We start from the raw sequence: 16,840 nt of genomic DNA, 5'->3' as shown, positions 1-16,840 counted from the left end.
CCATTTACATGCAGACTGTATGTTATTCGCCGGGAGAAGGAAAGATGAGGACGACGAGCTATTATCCGGTGCTGATGACGAGCGACGTTGCCGGCACGGCAGCCTTTTATGTTGCGCATTTCGGCTTCAAGCCGCTGTTTGAGGCCGACTGGTACGTACATCTGCGCTCAGCCGAAGACCGCCGCGTCAACCTCGGCATCGTCCGGGGCGATCATGAGACGATCCCGGAGGAAGGGCGGGGCCGCACATCTGGCCTGCTGATCAACTTCGAGGTCAGGGATCCGGATGCCGTCTATGAGCGGATCATCGCCGCCGGCCTGCCGATCCTGCGAACGCTGCGCGACGAACCCTTCGGCCAGCGTCATTTCATCACCAGGGATCCCAACGGCGTGCTGATCGACGTGATCAGGCCGATCCCGCCTAGCCCAGAATTCCTGGCGCAATATGCGCAGGGTGCTGCGGCGGGCTAACTTGCCCGCGCCAACGGCATTACCGTGACCTGAGTAATGCCGGAGCGGCGCACCACCGTGCATAGTGTCTCGCGGCCGATGCGCTCGGCGTCGAGCATGCGCACCAGATCGTCGACGCCGGTGACCGGGCGGCCGTCGATGGCGGCAATAATATCGCCTTCCCTGAGGCCGGCTTTGTCCGCCGGGCTGTTCTTCTCGACACTGCGCAGGCGCACCGCCGTGCTGCTCGATACTTGCGACAAAAGGGCTGCGCGGCGCGGCAGGTTGGTGGTATCGGCGGAAACGCCGATGAAGGCACGGCGCACGCGGCCGAAGCGGATGATTTCCGAGATGACGAAATTGGCCGTGTTGGAGGCAACCGCGAAGGCGATGCCTTGCGCACCGTGGATCATCGCGGTGTTAACGCCGATCACCTCGCCGGCCGAAGACACCAGCGGTCCGCCGGAATTGCCGGGGTTGAGCGCGGCGTCGGTCTGAATGACGTCGTCGATCAGCCGGCCGGTGGCGGCACGCATCGAGCGGCCGAGCGCTGAGACAACGCCGGTGGTGACGGTCCATTCGAAGCCGAGCGGGTTGCCGATGGCAATTGCAATCTGGCCGCGCCTCAACCGCTTGGAATCGCCAAGCGGCGCAACGTCGGCAAAGTTGCCGTCGGCGCGCACCAGCGCAATGTCGGTGTCGGGATCGCGGCCGAGCACGCGGCCTTCCCTGGAGGCGCCGTCCGGCATTGATACGCGCACGCTGCGCGCATCGCCGACGACGTGGAAGTTGGTGACGACCAGCCCGTCCGGCGCGATGACGAAGCCTGAGCCATGGCCGCCCGGGCCACCGACGCGCTCGATGCGGCAGACGGCGGGCCCGATACGGTCGACGGCGTCGGCGACCGTCGCCGAATAGGCGTCGAGAAGGCCATCGTCATATTGCAATTGCTGGGCGGGCAGGGCCATCTGAGGGCTCCGTTTTGAACAAGATGAACAATGCCTATATGTGCGGAGCGGCCAGACCGGCCGCGACCTGACCAGATGGCCAGTCAAACGCCCAACTAGCCGTCAGGCGAGTATCCGCCAACGCCCTGCCGGGCGATATCTGGGTCACGAAGAACCCAGGAGATAAATCATGAGCGATTTCAATCTGAGCACGTTTTCCGACGCCATTGCCGACATCGCGGCAGCCGCGGCCCCAGCGACGGCCAGCTTCGCGACGCATCACCGGACGTCAACTGCTTTCCACTGGCGGGACGGCTATTTCGTCACTGCCGAGGAGGCGGTCGAGGCCGGCGAGGAGATCGAGCTGACGTTTTCTTCGGGCGAAGCCGTCAAGTCCGAACTGGTCGGCCGCGACCCGTCCACCGGAACGGCCGTTTTGAAGCCGGCCGGCGCGCCGAGCGTGCCGTCGCTGGTAAAGGCGGATGCGGTGCGGCCGGGCAACCTGGCGGTCGTGGCGGGCAATAGCGACGGCACCTCGCTCGCTACCTTCGGCACGGTCGGCGAGGTCGGCCCGGCCTGGCGTTCAATGCGCGGCGGCACGATCGACCGGCGCATCAACCTTGCCGTCAATGCCGGCGGCCGTTTCGAGGGCGGCCCTGTGCTCGACGCCAAGGGCGGACTGATCGGCATGCTGCTGTTCGGGCCGCGCCGGCGGGCGCTGGTCATGCCTTACGAAACGATCGAACGGGCAGTCACGACGCTGCGCGAGAAGGGTCATGTGGCGCGCGGCTATCTTGGCGCCGGCCTGCATCCGGTCCGCAATGGTGATACACAGGGCGCCATGGTGATGAGCCTGGACGATAACGGGCCGGCGAAAGCAGCCGGTCTCAGCCTCGGCGACATCATCGTATCGTGGAACGCAGAGACGGTGCATGGCCCGCGCGAGCTGATCCGCAAGCTCGGGCCGGACAGCGCCGGTGCCTTGGTGACACTCGGCGTGGTGCGCGGCGGCGAGAACCGTGAGGTTTCCCTGACCATCGGTGAAAAGCCACTGAGCTGAGGGATAGATGGTAAGCGGTGAGGTCGCTGGCAGACGGCTGACGGTGCTGATCGCGCTCGGTGACGCCGAGCGCGCGCGAAGTCTGTCCGCCGTTCTCGCCGCGACCGATGATCTGCGGCCGGTTCTGGCGGGCGAAGCCGACGGGCGTGACGCGGCGGATGTCGCCATCGTCGATGATCATGGGGCGCAAGGCGGGCTCGTCGACGCGGCGATGCCTCGCGTGTTGCTATCGTCGCGAGCGGCCCGCGAACGGCCGGCCGATACAGTGTTTGCCGTGCTGCCCGTGCAAGCGGACGAATTGCTGATCGCCGCCGCCGCGCGGCTGGCGGCTGCGGGCTACCGGATTTCGCGTGACAGCCATGCTCTATCCGATCGGCATCACGATTTGACCTTCCACGACAGCGGCCGGTTCGAGGAGGAACCGGCCGACGAGCAGATCGTCCGGCCGATGCTTTCGCCGCGCGAAGGCGAGGTGCTGGCGCTGCTGGCCGAAGGCGCGCCCAACAAGGTCATCGCGCGGCGGCTGAACATCTCCGTGCACACGGCGAAGTTCCACGTCGCGGCGATCCTGACGAAGCTCGGTGCCGCCAACCGCACCGATGCGATTGCCATCGCCATGCGGCAGGGTCTGGTGCTGGTCTAGCTCTGATTGCCTCAAGGCCGACGCAGCGTAACCCGCATCCGGTGGGTTTGGCCTTGCGCGGCGCTTCTCGGCCGCGCAAGGATCGTCTCTTTTTGATGTTGCAGGGAGGCGCAAGGATGTCGCTCAAGGGAAAGACGCTTTTCATCTCCGGCGGGTCGCGCGGCATCGGCCTGGCGATTGCGTTGCGCGCCGCGCGCGACGGCGCCAATGTGACGATCGCGGCCAAGACCGCCGAGCCACATCCGAAGCTGCCCGGGACGATCTACACGGCGGCGCAGGAGATCGAGCAGGCCGGCGGCAAGGCGCTGCCGGTGCTGTGCGACATTCGGGATGAAGCACAGGTCGCCGAAGCCGTCGCCAAGACCGTGGAGAGGTTCGGCGGCATCGACATCTGCATCAACAACGCCAGTGCCATCCAACTCGCCGGCACGCTGGAGACTGATATGAAGCGCTACGATCTGATGCACCAGATCAATACGCGCGGCACTTTTCTCGTCTCCAAAATGTGCATTCCGCACTTGAGGTTGGCGGAAAATCCTCACATCCTGAATCTGGCGCCGCCGCTCGACATGAAGGCCAAGTGGTTCAAGAACCATGTCGCCTACACGATGGCGAAGTTCGGCATGTCGATGTGCACGCTGGGCATGAGCGCCGAGTTCGCCAGGGAAGGCATCGCGGTCAATTCGCTATGGCCGATCTCAACCATCGACACGGCGGCGGTGCGCAACCTCCTGGGCGGAGCGACGGTGGCGGCGATGAGCCGTTCGCCCGACATCATGGCCGATGCCGCACACGCTATCCTGGTCAGGCCCTCGCGCGAGGCAACCGGCAATTTCTACATCGACGAAGAAGTGCTGCGTGCGGAGGGCGTCAGCGATTTCTCGGCCTATGCGCCGGGCGCGACTGGCCCGCTCGCCGGCGACTTTTTTGTGCCGGACGAGGTGTTCGGCCGGACAGATACCAAAATCAAAGGTATCTACTGACCGAAAGTATCTAGCTACAGAAGTATCTCTCAAAAAGACCGGCACAGACGCGTGCTTATTCCTCGGCTTTCTTGGCTTTGCCAAGACCCATCAGCCGGTCGATATAGGCAAGCATCAGTGCCGAGAGAACGAAGGCCAGATGAATGACGGTCAGCCACATCAGCTGGTCGGTCGTGTAGGAGACCGAGTTCAGGAACACCTGCAAGAGGTGGATCGAGGAGATCGCTACGATTGTCGAGGCGACCTTGACCTTCAGCGAGCCGACATCGATCGTGCCCAGCCAATGCACCTTGCCGTCATTTTCATCGAAGCGGCTGACGAAGTTTTCGTAACCCGAGATGATCACCATCACCACCAGTGAGGCGACCAGCGCGGCATCGATGAGGCCGAGCATTTTCAGGATGATGTCGGTGTCATCGAGCGTGAAGGCCACGGGAACGAACTCGAACAGCTTCTTGCCGAAGGACACGGCATAGATGGCAAGCGCCGCGCCCAGTCCGAGATAGAAGGCGACCAGCAGCCAGCGCGAGGCGAGAATGATCGATTCGATGGCGAGTTCGAGGCGCTTCATGCGGCGGTTCGGGCTCCGTTGTCGGAGTGCCGTATTTCGGGCAGGCTGCGGCGGTTTGCAAGGTTGCAAAAAAACGAAACCCCGCCGGGGAGGGGAACCGGCGGGGCTCGTGTGTCCCGCGGGAGTCGGGACAGGGCAGGGAACGCCCTTGCCAGAATCTGGGATGGGTAACCGCGCGTTTCAAGATTGATGACCGCGCGATTCAATAGTTGATCAAATCGCGCGGTTTCACATTCCGGTTTATTGGGCGCTGGCCACCGGCGCCACCAGCGGGGTAATCCGGCGGATGGCGACGCGGCGGTTCTCGCGGTTGGGTCCCGACGTGTTGACCTTGAGATACTCCTCGCCATAGCCCTGCGTCGTCAGGTTCTCCGGCGGGATGCCAAACGCGTTGGTCAAGGCTTCGGCGACCGCCTCGGCGCGGCGGTCGGACAGAGCAAGGTTCGCTTCCGGTGTGCCGACAGCGTCGGTATGGCCCTCGATCAGGAAGCTCTCGGCCGGGTTTTTCTTCAGCAGCTTGTCCATGGCGTTGGCAACACCCTCCAGCTTCTGGACTTCGGTGTCGGAAATCGAGGCCGAACCGAATTCGAAGTTGAGCGTGTCGAGGTCGATGCGGCGGGCGATGTCGCGCACGCGGGCCGAGCGTTTGACCTCGTCGATCGAATAGAGGCGCTGGACCCTCTCGACCGGCGGACGTTCGAGGAAGGTGTAGTAGTCGTCCGGATCCTCGACCTCCTCGGAATCCAGAATGTATTCCTCCTGCGGGATGGTAAGGCGCATCGGCGGCAGGTCGTCGCCCGGGTCGCGCCAGTCTGCATCATAGTCATAGTTCCGCTCGTCAACATAGCTCAGCACATATTCGCGGCCGTCGGGCGCGATGCGTGAACGCTGGATGACGTCGCCGTAGCGGTTGCGGATAGTGACGATCCGGACACCATTGTCACGCTCGACGATTTCCCGGGTGCGATCGCCCGACAGGTCCTCATAATAGACATTCCTGGCGCCACGATGCATGCGCGGGGCATCGCTGCTTTCGACGAACGTCTGGTTGTTGAACTGGAGGATGACGCGGTCGCCGAATTCCCTGACGACGTTGGCACCCTGGGGACGCGGACGGCGGCGAACATCCTCGATGTCGGGCGCACGCTCGACACGCTTGCCCTTTTCCTCCGTCACCGGAACGATCTTTTCAGGCTTGATCGCCTGCTGGGCCGCCTTGTCGTCGGTAGGTGGCGGTCCCTCCTCGACCGGAGCCGGCTTCGGGGCTTCCACCTGGTTCTCGCCCTGCTGGGCGGGCTGGTTGCCCTGCTGCTTACCGGCATTTTGGCCGCGCTCTTTGCCACCCTTGCGCTTGCGCAAGACATCCTTCTGGCTGTCCAGAACAGGTGCCTCGTTCGGATTGGCCTGGGCTTCACCCTGGACCGGATTTTCACCCTGGACCGGCGCCGCCTGGCCAGTCGAAGGCTGTTCGCCGGTTGAGGGCTGTTGCTCTCCTGTCACCGGCTGTTCGCCGACAGGCCTCTTGCCACGTTTCTTGATCTTGTCCTGGGGCTGTTCGCCCTGGACGGGAGCGGCCTGCTGCTCGGTCGGAGCCGGTTGGGCCTGTGGGGTCGCTTCCTTATTGGTCGGCGCCGGCTGGCCTTCCGGCTCCGTGGCGGGTCCGGTCAATTCAGCAGGCTTCTTGCGCTTGCCCGGCTTTTGTCCCGGCTCGACAGTCGGAGCCTGTTCTGCCGGGGCGGCCTCGATCTGCTGGTTCTGTCTTTGCTTCTTCTTGCGCGGATTGACGTTGGGCTGGTTGTCGTTTGCCGGCGCTGCCTGCTCGGCCGGTTGTTCCGATGGGGCTGCTTCGATCTGCTGCTGATTGCGCCGCTTCTTGCGGGGCTGTTCGGTCTCGGCCGGAGCGATCTGCTCGGTGGGAGATTCCGTTTGCTGCTGCTGATTGCGCCGCTTCTTGCGGGGTTGCTCGGTCTCGGCCGGAGCGATCTGCTCGGTGGGAGCAGATTCCGTTTGCTGCTGTTGGTTGCGCCGCTTCTTGCGGGGCTGCTCGGTCTCGGCCGGAGCGATCTGCTCGGCCGGAGCGGATTCTGTTTGCTGCTGCTGATTGCGCCGCTTCTTGCGGGGTTGCTCGGTCTCGGCCGGAGCGATCTGCTCGGTGGGAGCGGATTCTGTTTGCTGCTGCTGATTGCGCCGCTTCTTGCGGGGCTGCTCGGACTCGGCTGGAGCCGCCTGCTCGGCCGGAGCGGATTCCGTTTGCTGCTGCTGGTCGCGCTTCTTCTTTTTGGGCTGCTCTGCCTGCTGGCTTTGCGCGCAGGCCTCCGCCGACTCGCCCTCGGCGCAATTCGATTGCACTGGGATGAGCGGCGCTGCGGTGCGTTGCACGGGGCTGAATGCGGCATTGCCTTGCAGCGGGAACGCGCCTAACGGCGCGGACGCCATCAACAGGCCAAGCGCAGTGCCTGCCAGAATCCGTGGTTTCATCATAAACACTCCTTGTGGCGTCCCATCCCTGCCCAAACTTTCAGCAACCATGTTTGGTTCCTGTTTGTAGGTTCTAGCTGTGGCACAGGGCGATTGACCGGCGTTTTGAAGGCGACTTCATGTCATTCGTATGGTCCTGGCATATATTCCGGCGTATGGTCCCGGCGTATCGTTCGGACCAGGGTGCACGGTTACAGTGCTTGACCTTGAAGCGTCCGAGGGCCACATGCCGACGATGGAAAAGCCGTTCTGGAAAACCAAGACGCTCGAGGCGATGACCCCGGCCGAGTGGGAATCACTCTGCGACGGCTGCGGCAAATGCTGCCTGTCCAAACTCGAAGACGAGGACACCGGAGAGATATATTGGACCAGCGTCGGCTGCCGGCTGTTCGACGCTGGAAGCTGCCGCTGCTCCGACTATGCCAACCGGCTGGCGCGTGTTCCGGATTGCGTCGGGCTGACGCCGCAGAATGTGCGCACCATCAGCTGGCTGCCCAAGACCTGCGCTTACCGGCTGGTTGCCGAGGGTCGCGATCTCTATTGGTGGCACAGGCTGGTGTCGGGAAGCGACGAGACCGTGCACGAGGCCGGCATCTCGATGCGCGGCCGGGTCAGCGCCAGCGAGACCGACCTTGCCGAGCCGGACGACTATTTCGACCATATGCTCGCGGACGAGCCTTAGGATTTCCTCCGGTAACGAAGACCGGGGACCATGGCAAACGGTACGTTCCCCATTTGCCCTGCATAGAACGGTTCCAGAAACGCAGAGACTAAACGGCTGGCCAATTCTTGCCGCATGAACGGGGGATGAATAGCCGGTTCGCAAAAAATTCAGACAGGCAGGTGCATTCTCCTCCCATCGGTTCGACGAAAACGGGTGGAAACCCTCAACAAGGAGAGAAGACAATGTTCAACACCATCAAGACTGCGGCTCTTTCGGCTCTTGTCGGCCTTGGCACGCTTGCTGCCATCCCCGCTCATGCTGACAGCATCTATCTCGGCTTCGGCAACAACCAGGATCCGCGCGTCGGCGTCTATACCGGCGACGAGGATGATGGTTACTATCGCGAACACCGCCGTCATGGCGGCTGGCGCCGGTCCTGTTCGCCGGAGCGTGCCATCGACAAGGCCGAACGCATGGGCCTGCACCGCGCCCGCATCATCGACATCAACCGCCGCACGGTCAAGGTTGCCGGCCGCCAGTATGGCGATCGCGTCGTGATCGTATTCGCCAACGAGCGCGGCTGTCCGATCATCTATCGCTAAGCCCGTCGGAGCTTTGCGGCCGGCGATCTTTCAGCCGGTAGAGTAGCGGAGTCCCTTTCCGCCAGAACGGAAGGGCGCGGCTCGAAAACCCCGGAGGATCGATCCTCCGGGGTTTTTCATGCGATCGACGACTACTTCAGTTCGAAAGTCACCGTCACCTGCGCGGTGTAGGAATTTTCGCCGGCTTGCACCGGGACCGACGCGCCAGCGGCATCGAATGCCTTGGCGTTGATCGGCATCGGTGGCGGTGCGAAATTCTGGTCGGTGATTTCCAGGACCCGGCCGATGCCGACGCCCGCCGCTTCGGCCAGCGTCTTGGCCTTGGCCATCGCATTGGCGACGGCCTTCTTGCGGGCCTCGGTGACGGCTGCCACCGGATCGTCGTTGGAGAAGGAAATGCCGCCGCCCTGGTTGACGCCGAGCGACACCGCCTTGTCGAGAATGTCGCCGGTCTTGTCGATGTCGCGGATGCGCACCGACAGCGTGTTGGTCACCTGATAGGCGACAAGCTCGGCCTCCTGGCTGCCGTCGGGCTTGTTGGTGTAGTTATACCGCGGGTTGATCTGGAGGCCCGCGGTCTGCAGGTCGCGCTCCTTGATGCCGGACGATTTCATCGCAGCGATCACCGCGGCCATGGCGTCATTATTGGCATCGAGCGCCGCACGTGCCGTTTTGGCTTCGCGCATGACGCTGAGCGTCAGCAGAGCCAGATCGGGTGCTATCGCCGCCTCGCCTTCACCGGTGACGACGATACGCGGTGGCGGTGGCGAATCGGCGCCGGCCGCGATCGCTGGAAATGCGATTGCGGCGGCAATCGCCAGGGGCAAAATACGTCTGGTCATGAAATCTCCTCGATCTGCGATCCCAAGACAGCCGAGTGGGGCGTCCGGTGGGCGACGTGCAATAGGTTATCAATATGGGCTGATTTGGGCGATCTCTGCCAGCCCCTGGAACGTCTGCTCGGAAAGCCCCAGGGAAAGCCTTGTGCGGTTCAGGGAAAAACACTAATCCAGCGCCGTGGGGCCTGTAGCTCAATGGTTAGAGCCGGCGGCTCATAACCGCTTGGTTGGGGGTTCGAGTCCCTCCGGGCCCACCATTGGATTTTGTGGCCGTTGATTTAATTGGATTTTTTGGCCATTTTTGTCCCACCTCTTTCAACCCCCTCAGAAAGTGGGACAATTTTGTTCTCTTTTCGATCGATAACCAGCAGGTATTTCGCCGCTCTCGCTACCTTCCGGCGACGCGCTTTCTTGATGTAGTGGTCGGGCTGCTGGTACGTAGTCCACCCATATATCGCCTTCAGCTGCTCGTGCGTCGCGCCGTTCTCAGCGGCGATCGTCGCGCCGGCCTTCCGAATTCCATGAGCACTGCAGTGCGGCAGCTCAGCTTGATCACACCACTGGCGCATCTTGTTGCCCAGACCGTTCTCCGAGAACGGGCGACCATACTCATTGACCAGGAAGGTCATCTGGTCGGAGGGCGTGTGCTCAAGTTCCGCCTCTAGTTCGGGCAGAAGCGGGAGCTCCACCAACACCGCATCCTTGTTACGACTGGTCTTCCCAGGCTTAATTCTGATCCACTTCTCCCACTGCTCGGTCTCCTCGTTGTAGACGAGCGTGATGTGCTGTCGACCGAAGATCGCGACGTCGGACAACCGCAGGCCAGTAAACATGAAGATCGAGAGCGCACGTCTGGCTGCGGTACCCAGCGGATGCCGCTTCTCATATTGAACGATCTCCGACACGTCCCATGGGTGCCAGCCGTCGCCGCTCTTTAGCCGTCTGATGCCGCGGGCGGGATTGGAGTCGACGCCCGGAATCTCTGTGTCCTTTGCCCACTCAAACATCGCGCTGATGGCTTTTACGATATTGTTTGCCGCGCCCAGGGCGTCGAGCCTGGTGTCCCTGATCTCCTTAACATGAGACCGTTTCATACCGGCGAATGGCAGAGATCCCTTGGTGGGATACTGAGGATCCGGGTCACCTTCGAGGGGATGAGGTAATTCGCATACGCGCTCCAGAATTGCTCGTCGGCGCGCCATAGTGTCTTGGGTGATTTCCGTGCCGCCCCGACGGTAATACTCCTGGCAAAGCCACAGTAACGTGCCTTTCTTCGCTGGCTCGGAAGGCTTGGGGAGGCGCCGGCAAATCTCGGGAAGAGTGCCGGGCCGAACATAAGAGACCTCGGCGCGTGCGCAGCGCAGTTCCTCGAGGAACTCGTCGCTGCCGGTCGGTTCACGGAGCCGGACCTTCTTCCGACCCGGTGCGCGAAAATAGTACCGATCATTGCCGTGGCGATCAGTGTCCTTCACTACGCCCTTAAGATCGATTTTCACGGGCTCATCCGTCATGTTCGTGGTTTTCGATCCCAAGGATTGTCTAGTGGCGGCGAATCTTCGTCAAGCTTTGGTGCTCCTCCGATTTGGCGGTGAGGGAGCTTTCGAAAGGCCAATACAAGTTCCTCGACGTCCCAAACAATGCGCCCCTTGCTCGGCATTCGTGGCTGCGGCATCCGGCCGTCCTGGACCATTTCATCAAAGGTCGTTGAGCTTACGCCGATGAACGTCGCAGCCTGCTCGCGATTGATTCCTACCGGCGGGAGCGAGGGCGGCAAGACGCTCGGGGTGCGTAGCATCGGTTTAGCGCGTTGAAAGCGCGTTTTTGACGCCTGCCTGTCTTCCTATGTACCTGTCCGAATATTGCAGACGCTCAATCATGTCCTAGCCCTGTGCTTGCAGGCTCACCCTAGGTCTCCAGACCTAGGATCGCTCAAGACACCGGACTCTTTTCCAGCCTTTGTGTACGATGATGGGTATCTTAATGCGCTCGAGGCCAAGAACTGAATGGTCGGCGACTTGGAAGGGCAAAATGACCGCGGAACCACGAATCTGAGTCAGAGGCGGAATCCAACTGAGGAAAGCATGGCTGTGTTTTCAGACGGTTATGACTCTCATGCATGCGTAACAACCAACAAGAATACAAACAAAATATTTCTGTGGATTACTTTCATTCCTCATGGAATGCGCGACTGATTTGGTCCGACAGCGGCTTCACAAAATAAGAAAGCGCCGTACGCTCGCCCGTCTGGATCATCGCTTCGGCCGGCATGCCGGGCACGAGCGTCAGGTCCTTGAGCTTCGTCAGTTCCGCATGCGGAACCGACAGACGCACCAGGTAATACGAAACTCCGTTTTTTTCGTCCGTCGCCAGATCGGCTGCGATCCGGCTGACATATCCGTTCAATACCGGCGTGGTCCTCAGATTGAAGGCTGACATGCGCAGCACGGCCTTGTGACCAAGCTGGATTTGGTCGATGTCCTTCGGGGTGATTCGTGCTTCAAGCGCAAGATCGTCGCCTTCCGGCACGATTAGCATAATCGGATCGGCGGGCGTGATCACTCCTCCGACCGTATGAACTGCGAGTTGTTGAATGGCGCCTGACTGCGGCGCGACAATATCGATCCGTCGCAGTTCCTGTTCAGCCGCCACCTTGCGCTCAACATACTCCCCAACCTGCGCCTGAACCTCTCTGAGCTCCTGGCCGACTTCCGTCTTGAAATCCGGATCGATCTGCAGGATCTGGAGGCGCGTTTCGGCTATGCGGGCTGCCGTCTGTGCCTGATGTGCAATCTTCTCACCGCGTTCGCCGCCGAAAGTGGCAACCTGCGTCTTCAGGCTGTTCAAGCGTTGGTCCGAGACAATGCCTTGGTCGCGCAGCCCACTCAGGGCAGCAATTTCCTTTTGGAGAATCTCGGTGCTTTTCTCAGAAGCGATTTCCTGCGCCTTGAGCCCCTCGATCTCGTGCTCATATTGAGTGATGCGTTCCGCTAGCTGCGCCTGCCTTCCGTCGCGGGATTGTCTGCGGAATTCGAACAGCCGCGTCTCGCCATGTACTGCCGAAGCTACGTCCGGAACATCTCTGCGGGCGAGCAGCCAGTCCGGGAAGGCGATCTCCGCCAGATCGTCACGCTCAGCTTCGAGTCGTGCCAGGTTGGCGGCCAGCTCATCGAGCCGCTTGGTGACTACAGCGAGAGTGGCGCGCGTCTGGGTGGCGTCGAGCCGCATGAGGATGTCGCCGGCTTTTACTTTATCACCTTCGCTCACCAGGATTTCTCCCACCACCCCGCCGGTCGGGTGCTGCACCTTCTTCACATAGGAATCGACGACAAAGTGTCCGGACGCGACAACCGCACCGGAGAGATTCGTGAAGGCCGCCCAGGCTCCGGCTCCTCCAACAAAGATCACGCTCGCCAGAAGGCCCGCCACCAAGTGCCGGCGAATGGAGCTGGAAACGTCATTATTCTGATGAATGCCGGCCACCGGGATCCTCCATGTCAGCGCGCTCTCCCACGTTATCCTGTGTAGACTCGATGGCGTTGACGCCAGCGCCTGGTGCCATCGCTGCCCTCTTCAAGACTTTGGAAAGCGCTTCATCACGCGCACCGAATGCTCGCTGCCGTCCACCTTCCATGACCAACACAAAATCCACGGCGCGGATGGCGCTCGGCCGATGGGCGACGACAACCGCAATGCCCTTGCGCCCGCGCACGGAGGCGATCGCCTTGACGACCGCAGCCTCGCCTTCCGCATCGAGATTGGCATTGGGTTCATCCAGCACAACAAGGAAAGGGTCTCGATAAAGAGCACGGGCAAGACCGATACGCTGGCGCTGCCCGGCGGAAAGTGCCGATCCGGCCTCACCAATCGGAGTTTCGTAGCCGTGCTCAAATCGGAGGATCAGTTCGTGCGTGCCCGCTGCTTTCGCCGCGGTGACAATAGCCTCAGGGTCAGGATTATCTTCAAAACGAGCGATGTTTTCGGCAATGGTGCCGTCGAACAGTTCAACACCTTGCGGCAGATAGCCGATATGACGGCCTAGCGCTTCCCGGTCCCATTGATCGAGGCTTGCGCTGTCGATGCGAACCTTTCCGGCGACCGGCGTCCATGCGCCGACGATGGCGCGCGAGAGTGTCGACTTGCCCGAACCCGATGCACCGATGATCCCGAGTGCGCTTCCCGCCTGAACGGCAAACGCAAGGCCGGTCACGGTCGGCTTCCTTTCGCCGGGCGGAACGATTGTCACGCCTTCGAGGCGGAGTTCGCGTTCAGGTGCAGGCATTGGCATAACAGGAGCGGTTTCAGGAACCTTTCCCAGGAGGTCCTCCAGCCGCGCCCAACCCTCGCGCGCCATGAGGAAGGGTTTCCAGCTTGAAATGGCCAGATCGACCGGAGCCAGCGCACGCCCCATCATGATCGAACTGGCAATCATGACCCCGGCCGTAGCCTCCTGCCTGATCACAAGGTACGCGCCGACGGCAAGAATGGCCGATTGCAGCAGCACGCGCAGCGACTTTGAAATGGCACCCAGCCCACCTGCCACGTCCCCGGCTTTCCGGCTGGCGGCCAGATACTTGGCATTGGCCTTGTGCCATCGGGCAGCGATCCGCTTTCCGAGACCGAGAGCTTGCACGACCTCGGCATTGCAACGCGCTGCTTGCAGTAGACCATTGCGTGCCATGTTGTGGGCAATGGTATCGCGTATCGGTCGTTGCGAGAGAGTGTTGGCAAGAAGTGTCAGAGATGTGAGACCGATCGCCCCGACAAGTGCCGTCATGCCGATCCAGAAATGAAAGAGGAAGCAAATGCCAAGATAAAGCAGCATCCATGGCAGATCGAAGAACGCTGTCGGGCCGTTTCCACCTAAGAATCCGCGAACATTGTCGAGATCGCGTAGCGGCTGCAAGCCGTCGCCCGGCATGCGCGTTGAAAGCGGAAGGCGAACGATCGCATCGTGAACGCGTCCGGAAAACTGTTCATCGAAACGCTCGCCAATCCGCAGCAGCACGCGCGCGCGCAAAATGTCGAGCAGGCACTGGAACGCATAAAGCCCTGTAGCAAGCACGACGAGCCCCACTAGCGTCGATACGCTGCCACTTGCCAGAACGCGGTCGTAGACCTGAAGCATGAACAGCGGCGAGATCAGCGCAAGCACGTTCACCACGCCGCTGATCAACAGAATTCCCCAAATAGCGGAACTCAGAGGGAAAGGTCTCAAAGCTGAATCCTTCAAGGAATGGTTACTCACGTAGGTCTCCGTGAGGATCTGGCGACCCAGCTCCCCATATTGCTCCCCGAGCGGCGACCGACTGCATCCGCTCGCTGCTTCAGGATCAGTGCTCCCGCCGAATATGTTTGGTTTGGCATCTAATGGAGCGGGTCAACAACAACACCGTCCGGCTGAAGGTTTGGAAGGGCAACGTCATCGTGGCCGGCCGCAAGGGCCCGAACAGGCTTCCGCCTCCACGCCTTCAGGGAGATTTCGGTGTACGACCAGCGCGACGTGCAGGGCTTCGTCAAGCTGTACACGCTGCGACTGCTCCCGGGCGCCCCGGCCCATCGCACGTAGCGGAAACGGAAAGCGCCCGCCCCCGGGGGGCGGGGCGGTGTTCCGTATGGGTTTTCTGGATCAAACGAAGGTGAAGTCCGACGCGGTCAGGCCTAGGTCGGCCACGGTGACCACACCGCCCAGGTGGACGAACTCATGCGCGCTGTTGTCGGCGGTGACATAGGCCAGAGTTGCGACTCTGTCGGTGTAGCTGCTTTGGTAGACAATGATGTCGCCGGCGTGCTCGCCGGAGATCGCACTCGCGGCTTCAGAAGCAGAGTTGAAAGATTCGCCAGTGATTACCACGACGTGTTCGCCGTTCGCACCCGAGGCCGCACCACTGTAGAAGCTGCTCACCGGGTAGCCGGACTGTATGCTGGCGTTGTTGACGAAGTTCGCGCCAAAACCGTCATTGTAGAGGCCCACCGCATCGAAGGCGAACTTGTCCTCCGCCGGGTTGAAATCGGTGATAGTGGTAATGTCCGACTTCGACCCGACAACCCCAGGCACCGGATTGTGGAACTGGAACACGAACGTGTCACTGTCGGTGCCCCCGGTCAACGTGTCCTGGCCGTCACCCACGTAGAGGACATCCTGGCCGGGACCGCCGCTGAGCCTGTCATTGTCCTCACCGGAGACGCGCGGGTTGAAGCGGCCGTTGTCGCCGGAGAGATCGTCCCAGCCATCTCCGCCGAAGATGCGGTCGTTACCCTTGCCGCCGATGAGTCGGTCACTGTCCGGGCCACCCGAGATCTCGTCGTTGCCGCCACGACCGTCAATCCAGTCACCGCCCTGGAAACCCTCCATCCAATCGTCAAGCTCGGTGCCGATGAGTGTTTCGGCACCCGGGCCACCCTCGATAATCTTTGCCATCGAAAATACTCCTAATGATGCACCCTGCCTGACGCGTTCATATTGCTCATCGGATAATTAGAGAAATCGATTGCTTGGATAGACACACATTTACGAAATGGATGCATTCACGTTCACTTCGCCCTTCTGCTGAGCAGTTGCGGGCTCGCTGGCGGCGGGGACGCTGGTCGCCCAAGCAATCGATGAAGATTCGACACTCAAACCGGGACCAGGACGAACTTCGTAACGGGGCCGTCCTGGTTGGGCCCCAAACTTCTCTCTGTTTGCTCGACGTCGGCATACCCGCACCGTGAGCGCTGGACGAGGACAAGTTCCGCTGGCGGAGAACGGCGTGATCGGCTTGCCGCGCCGAAACTGATGGCGCTCGTCGAAGGCATGGACTGGACACGCGTTCGAGCCGAACGGCGACGGCGTCCGGCCGGAAGGCGGTGGCGAAGTGACTCAGGCGCAAAAGGCGGGCTTCAGGCCGTGCACAATAAGCTTCTGTCGGCGTCATGACGAGAAGCGCTTCGGCCCGTCCCCACGAAATCGATACGCTCAAGGCGATGTTCGTCGCCATGGCGGCGGAGAAGGCCGAACTGCAACAACTCCGGAGCGAAACACTCAAGGCCGAGATCGTCCGGATGGCGACACTCAACGAGCCTGCCCAGGAGCGGATCGCCGACCTTCATGGGATCGTCAAGCAGCTGGAGCGCGCCGCTTCGGTCGCAGCTCCGAGAAGCTCGAACGTGACCAGCAGGCCTTCGCCTTCGACGAAATCCAGACCGGGCTCGGCGCGATTGAGTCCGAGCTCGAGGCCGCAAGACCGACAGGCGAGCCGCGACGTGCTGCGCGACCGCGCAAGGCGTTCCCGGCGCATCTGGAGCGGGTCGAGATCGTCATCCAGCCCGAGCCATGGGGGAAGAAGCGCTCCCGCAGCCAATCGTCCAGTCCGTCAAACGCGGTCGGCCGCACAGGCTTGCGAAACGGAACAGTCCCGCCCTCGCTTAGATACCGAGGCACCGTGTTGCGCGCGCACCCGAATTCTTTCGCCCGTCGGTTCATTCCCCAGCCAAGCTCATGCAGCCGCAGCATCGCTGCCACCTGTTCATGCTGCAGGATCTGCTCTCCCTGCATCGTTCTCGACAATGCAGGAATCGCCCAATCCCAATCGCCATCCATGCCTCCTCTCATAACCGAGGGAGTC

The 16,840-nt window shown here is 61.7% G+C and carries 15 protein-coding genes, 1 tRNA gene and 2 pseudogenes; 9 read left to right on the top strand and 9 right to left on the bottom strand.

The features are described 5' to 3' along the window. Nucleotides 1–44: 44 nt before the first annotated feature. The gene (locus NKG60_RS21990) at nucleotides 45–470 is read left to right on the top strand and encodes a VOC family protein (protein ID WP_352669675.1); all 426 of its coding nucleotides are present in this window, start codon (nucleotides 45–47) and stop codon (nucleotides 468–470) included. Here the strand turns inward: NKG60_RS21990 and NKG60_RS21985 are convergent. Beyond that, nucleotides 467–1,417, bottom strand: coding sequence for a S1C family serine protease (locus NKG60_RS21985; RefSeq protein ID WP_352669676.1), 951 nt, complete (start codon nucleotides 1,415–1,417; stop codon nucleotides 467–469). The genes NKG60_RS21990 and NKG60_RS21985 overlap by 4 nt on opposite strands. Nucleotides 1,418–1,586: 169 nt before the next feature. Here NKG60_RS21985 and NKG60_RS21980 point away from each other — a divergent pair, with 169 nt between their 5' ends. From NKG60_RS21980 to NKG60_RS21970, 3 genes are all read left to right on the top strand, one after another. Beyond that, on the top strand, nucleotides 1,587–2,456 hold the full coding sequence (locus NKG60_RS21980; protein WP_292658775.1) for a S1C family serine protease: 870 nt from the start codon (nucleotides 1,587–1,589) through the stop codon (nucleotides 2,454–2,456). Between the two features lie 7 nt (nucleotides 2,457–2,463). Continuing rightward, nucleotides 2,464–3,099: a helix-turn-helix transcriptional regulator gene (locus NKG60_RS21975; protein ID WP_352669677.1), complete on the top strand. Its 636-nt coding sequence runs from the start codon at nucleotides 2,464–2,466 to the stop codon at nucleotides 3,097–3,099. A gap of 116 nt (nucleotides 3,100–3,215) precedes the next feature. Then, nucleotides 3,216–4,082 (top strand): SDR family oxidoreductase, encoded by an 867-nt coding sequence (locus NKG60_RS21970; RefSeq protein ID WP_352669678.1) that lies wholly within the window; start codon nucleotides 3,216–3,218, stop codon nucleotides 4,080–4,082. A 55-nt stretch (nucleotides 4,083–4,137) separates the two neighbouring features. Here the strand turns inward: NKG60_RS21970 and NKG60_RS21965 are convergent, their stop codons facing one another. Continuing rightward, a complete protein-coding gene (locus tag NKG60_RS21965; RefSeq protein ID WP_352671271.1) occupies nucleotides 4,138–4,653 on the bottom strand; it encodes a TIGR00645 family protein in 516 nt (171 codons plus the stop codon). A 240-nt stretch (nucleotides 4,654–4,893) separates the two neighbouring features. Then, nucleotides 4,894–6,153, bottom strand: a complete 1,260-nt coding sequence (locus NKG60_RS21960; RefSeq protein ID WP_352875454.1) for an OmpA family protein — start codon at nucleotides 6,151–6,153, stop codon at nucleotides 4,894–4,896. On the opposite strand from NKG60_RS21960, the gene NKG60_RS21955 reads away from it, so the two are divergent. The 3 genes from NKG60_RS21955 (at nucleotide 6,139) to NKG60_RS21945 (ending at nucleotide 8,397) form a co-directional block, all read left to right on the top strand. Beyond that, the gene (locus NKG60_RS21955) at nucleotides 6,139–7,074 is read left to right on the top strand and encodes a hypothetical protein (RefSeq protein WP_352875455.1); all 936 of its coding nucleotides are present in this window, start codon (nucleotides 6,139–6,141) and stop codon (nucleotides 7,072–7,074) included. The two genes, NKG60_RS21960 and NKG60_RS21955, sit on opposite strands and share 15 nt — an antisense overlap. A 292-nt stretch (nucleotides 7,075–7,366) precedes the next feature. Then, nucleotides 7,367–7,813 (top strand): YcgN family cysteine cluster protein, encoded by a 447-nt coding sequence (locus NKG60_RS21950; protein WP_023678278.1) that lies wholly within the window; start codon nucleotides 7,367–7,369, stop codon nucleotides 7,811–7,813. Nucleotides 7,814–8,037: 224 nt separating this feature from the next. After that, complete coding sequence (locus NKG60_RS21945) at nucleotides 8,038–8,397, top strand: hypothetical protein (RefSeq protein WP_023678277.1); 360 nt, start codon at nucleotides 8,038–8,040, stop codon at nucleotides 8,395–8,397. 131 nt (nucleotides 8,398–8,528) lie between these two features. Here the strand turns inward: NKG60_RS21945 and NKG60_RS21940 are convergent, their stop codons facing one another. Continuing rightward, a complete protein-coding gene (locus NKG60_RS21940; protein WP_352671264.1) occupies nucleotides 8,529–9,239 on the bottom strand; it encodes an SIMPL domain-containing protein in 711 nt (236 codons plus the stop codon). Nucleotides 9,240–9,417: 178 nt separating this feature from the next. Here NKG60_RS21940 and NKG60_RS21935 point away from each other — a divergent pair. After that, nucleotides 9,418–9,493, top strand: a tRNA-Ile gene (locus tag NKG60_RS21935). 21 nt (nucleotides 9,494–9,514) lie between these two features. Here the strand turns inward: NKG60_RS21935 and NKG60_RS21930 are convergent. The 4 genes from NKG60_RS21930 to NKG60_RS21915 form a co-directional block, all read right to left on the bottom strand. Beyond that, nucleotides 9,515–10,732, bottom strand: a complete 1,218-nt coding sequence (locus NKG60_RS21930; protein WP_352566044.1) for a tyrosine-type recombinase/integrase — start codon at nucleotides 10,730–10,732, stop codon at nucleotides 9,515–9,517. 670 nt (nucleotides 10,733–11,402) lie between these two features. Continuing rightward, the gene (locus NKG60_RS21925) at nucleotides 11,403–12,716 is read right to left on the bottom strand and encodes an HlyD family type I secretion periplasmic adaptor subunit (protein WP_352566043.1); all 1,314 of its coding nucleotides are present in this window, start codon (nucleotides 12,714–12,716) and stop codon (nucleotides 11,403–11,405) included. Further along, nucleotides 12,694–14,466, bottom strand: coding sequence for a type I secretion system permease/ATPase (locus NKG60_RS21920; protein ID WP_352671274.1), 1,773 nt, complete (start codon nucleotides 14,464–14,466; stop codon nucleotides 12,694–12,696). The genes NKG60_RS21925 and NKG60_RS21920 overlap by 23 nt, the downstream gene beginning before the upstream one ends. Nucleotides 14,467–14,862: 396 nt before the next feature. Then, a complete protein-coding gene (locus NKG60_RS21915) occupies nucleotides 14,863–15,654 on the bottom strand; it encodes a calcium-binding protein (protein ID WP_352450736.1) in 792 nt (263 codons plus the stop codon). A gap of 436 nt (nucleotides 15,655–16,090) precedes the next feature. On the opposite strand from NKG60_RS21915, the pseudogene NKG60_RS21910 reads away from it, so the two are divergent. Beyond that, nucleotides 16,091–16,519, top strand: a pseudogene (locus NKG60_RS21910) (transposase domain-containing protein); the annotation flags it as partial. Between the two features lie 29 nt (nucleotides 16,520–16,548). On the opposite strand, the pseudogene NKG60_RS21905 reads toward NKG60_RS21910, so the two are convergent. Further along, nucleotides 16,549–16,815 (bottom strand): annotated as a pseudogene (locus tag NKG60_RS21905) (hypothetical protein); the annotation flags it as partial. Between the last annotated feature and the right edge of the window lie 25 nt (nucleotides 16,816–16,840).

It is taken from the genome of Mesorhizobium sp. M1428 (assembly GCF_040317515.1).
Classification (GTDB): Bacteria; Pseudomonadota; Alphaproteobacteria; order Rhizobiales; family Rhizobiaceae; genus Mesorhizobium.
Note: the sequence above shows the minus strand (reverse complement) of the source record. Positions and strands in the feature narration are given on the sequence as shown.

Bases quoted from the DNA above. Each gene is read 5' to 3' on its own strand.
- NKG60_RS21945 (WP_023678277.1), top strand. From the start codon at position 8,038: ATGTTCAACACCATCAAGACTGCGGCTCTTTCGGCTCTTGTCGGCCTT.
- NKG60_RS21950 (WP_023678278.1), top strand. From the start codon at position 7,367: ATGGAAAAGCCGTTCTGGAAAACCAAGACGCTCGAGGCGATGACCCCG.
- NKG60_RS21915 (WP_352450736.1), bottom strand. From the start codon at position 15,654: ATGGCAAAGATTATCGAGGGTGGCCCGGGTGCCGAAACACTCATCGGC.
- NKG60_RS21975 (WP_352669677.1), top strand. From the start codon at position 2,464: ATGGTAAGCGGTGAGGTCGCTGGCAGACGGCTGACGGTGCTGATCGCG.
- NKG60_RS21980 (WP_292658775.1), top strand. From the start codon at position 1,587: ATGAGCGATTTCAATCTGAGCACGTTTTCCGACGCCATTGCCGACATC.
- NKG60_RS21970 (WP_352669678.1), top strand. From the start codon at position 3,216: ATGTCGCTCAAGGGAAAGACGCTTTTCATCTCCGGCGGGTCGCGCGGC.
- NKG60_RS21990 (WP_352669675.1), top strand. From the start codon at position 45: ATGAGGACGACGAGCTATTATCCGGTGCTGATGACGAGCGACGTTGCC.
- NKG60_RS21965 (WP_352671271.1), bottom strand. From the start codon at position 4,653: ATGAAGCGCCTCGAACTCGCCATCGAATCGATCATTCTCGCCTCGCGC.
- NKG60_RS21985 (WP_352669676.1), bottom strand. From the start codon at position 1,417: ATGGCCCTGCCCGCCCAGCAATTGCAATATGACGATGGCCTTCTCGAC.
- NKG60_RS21940 (WP_352671264.1), bottom strand. From the start codon at position 9,239: ATGACCAGACGTATTTTGCCCCTGGCGATTGCCGCCGCAATCGCATTT.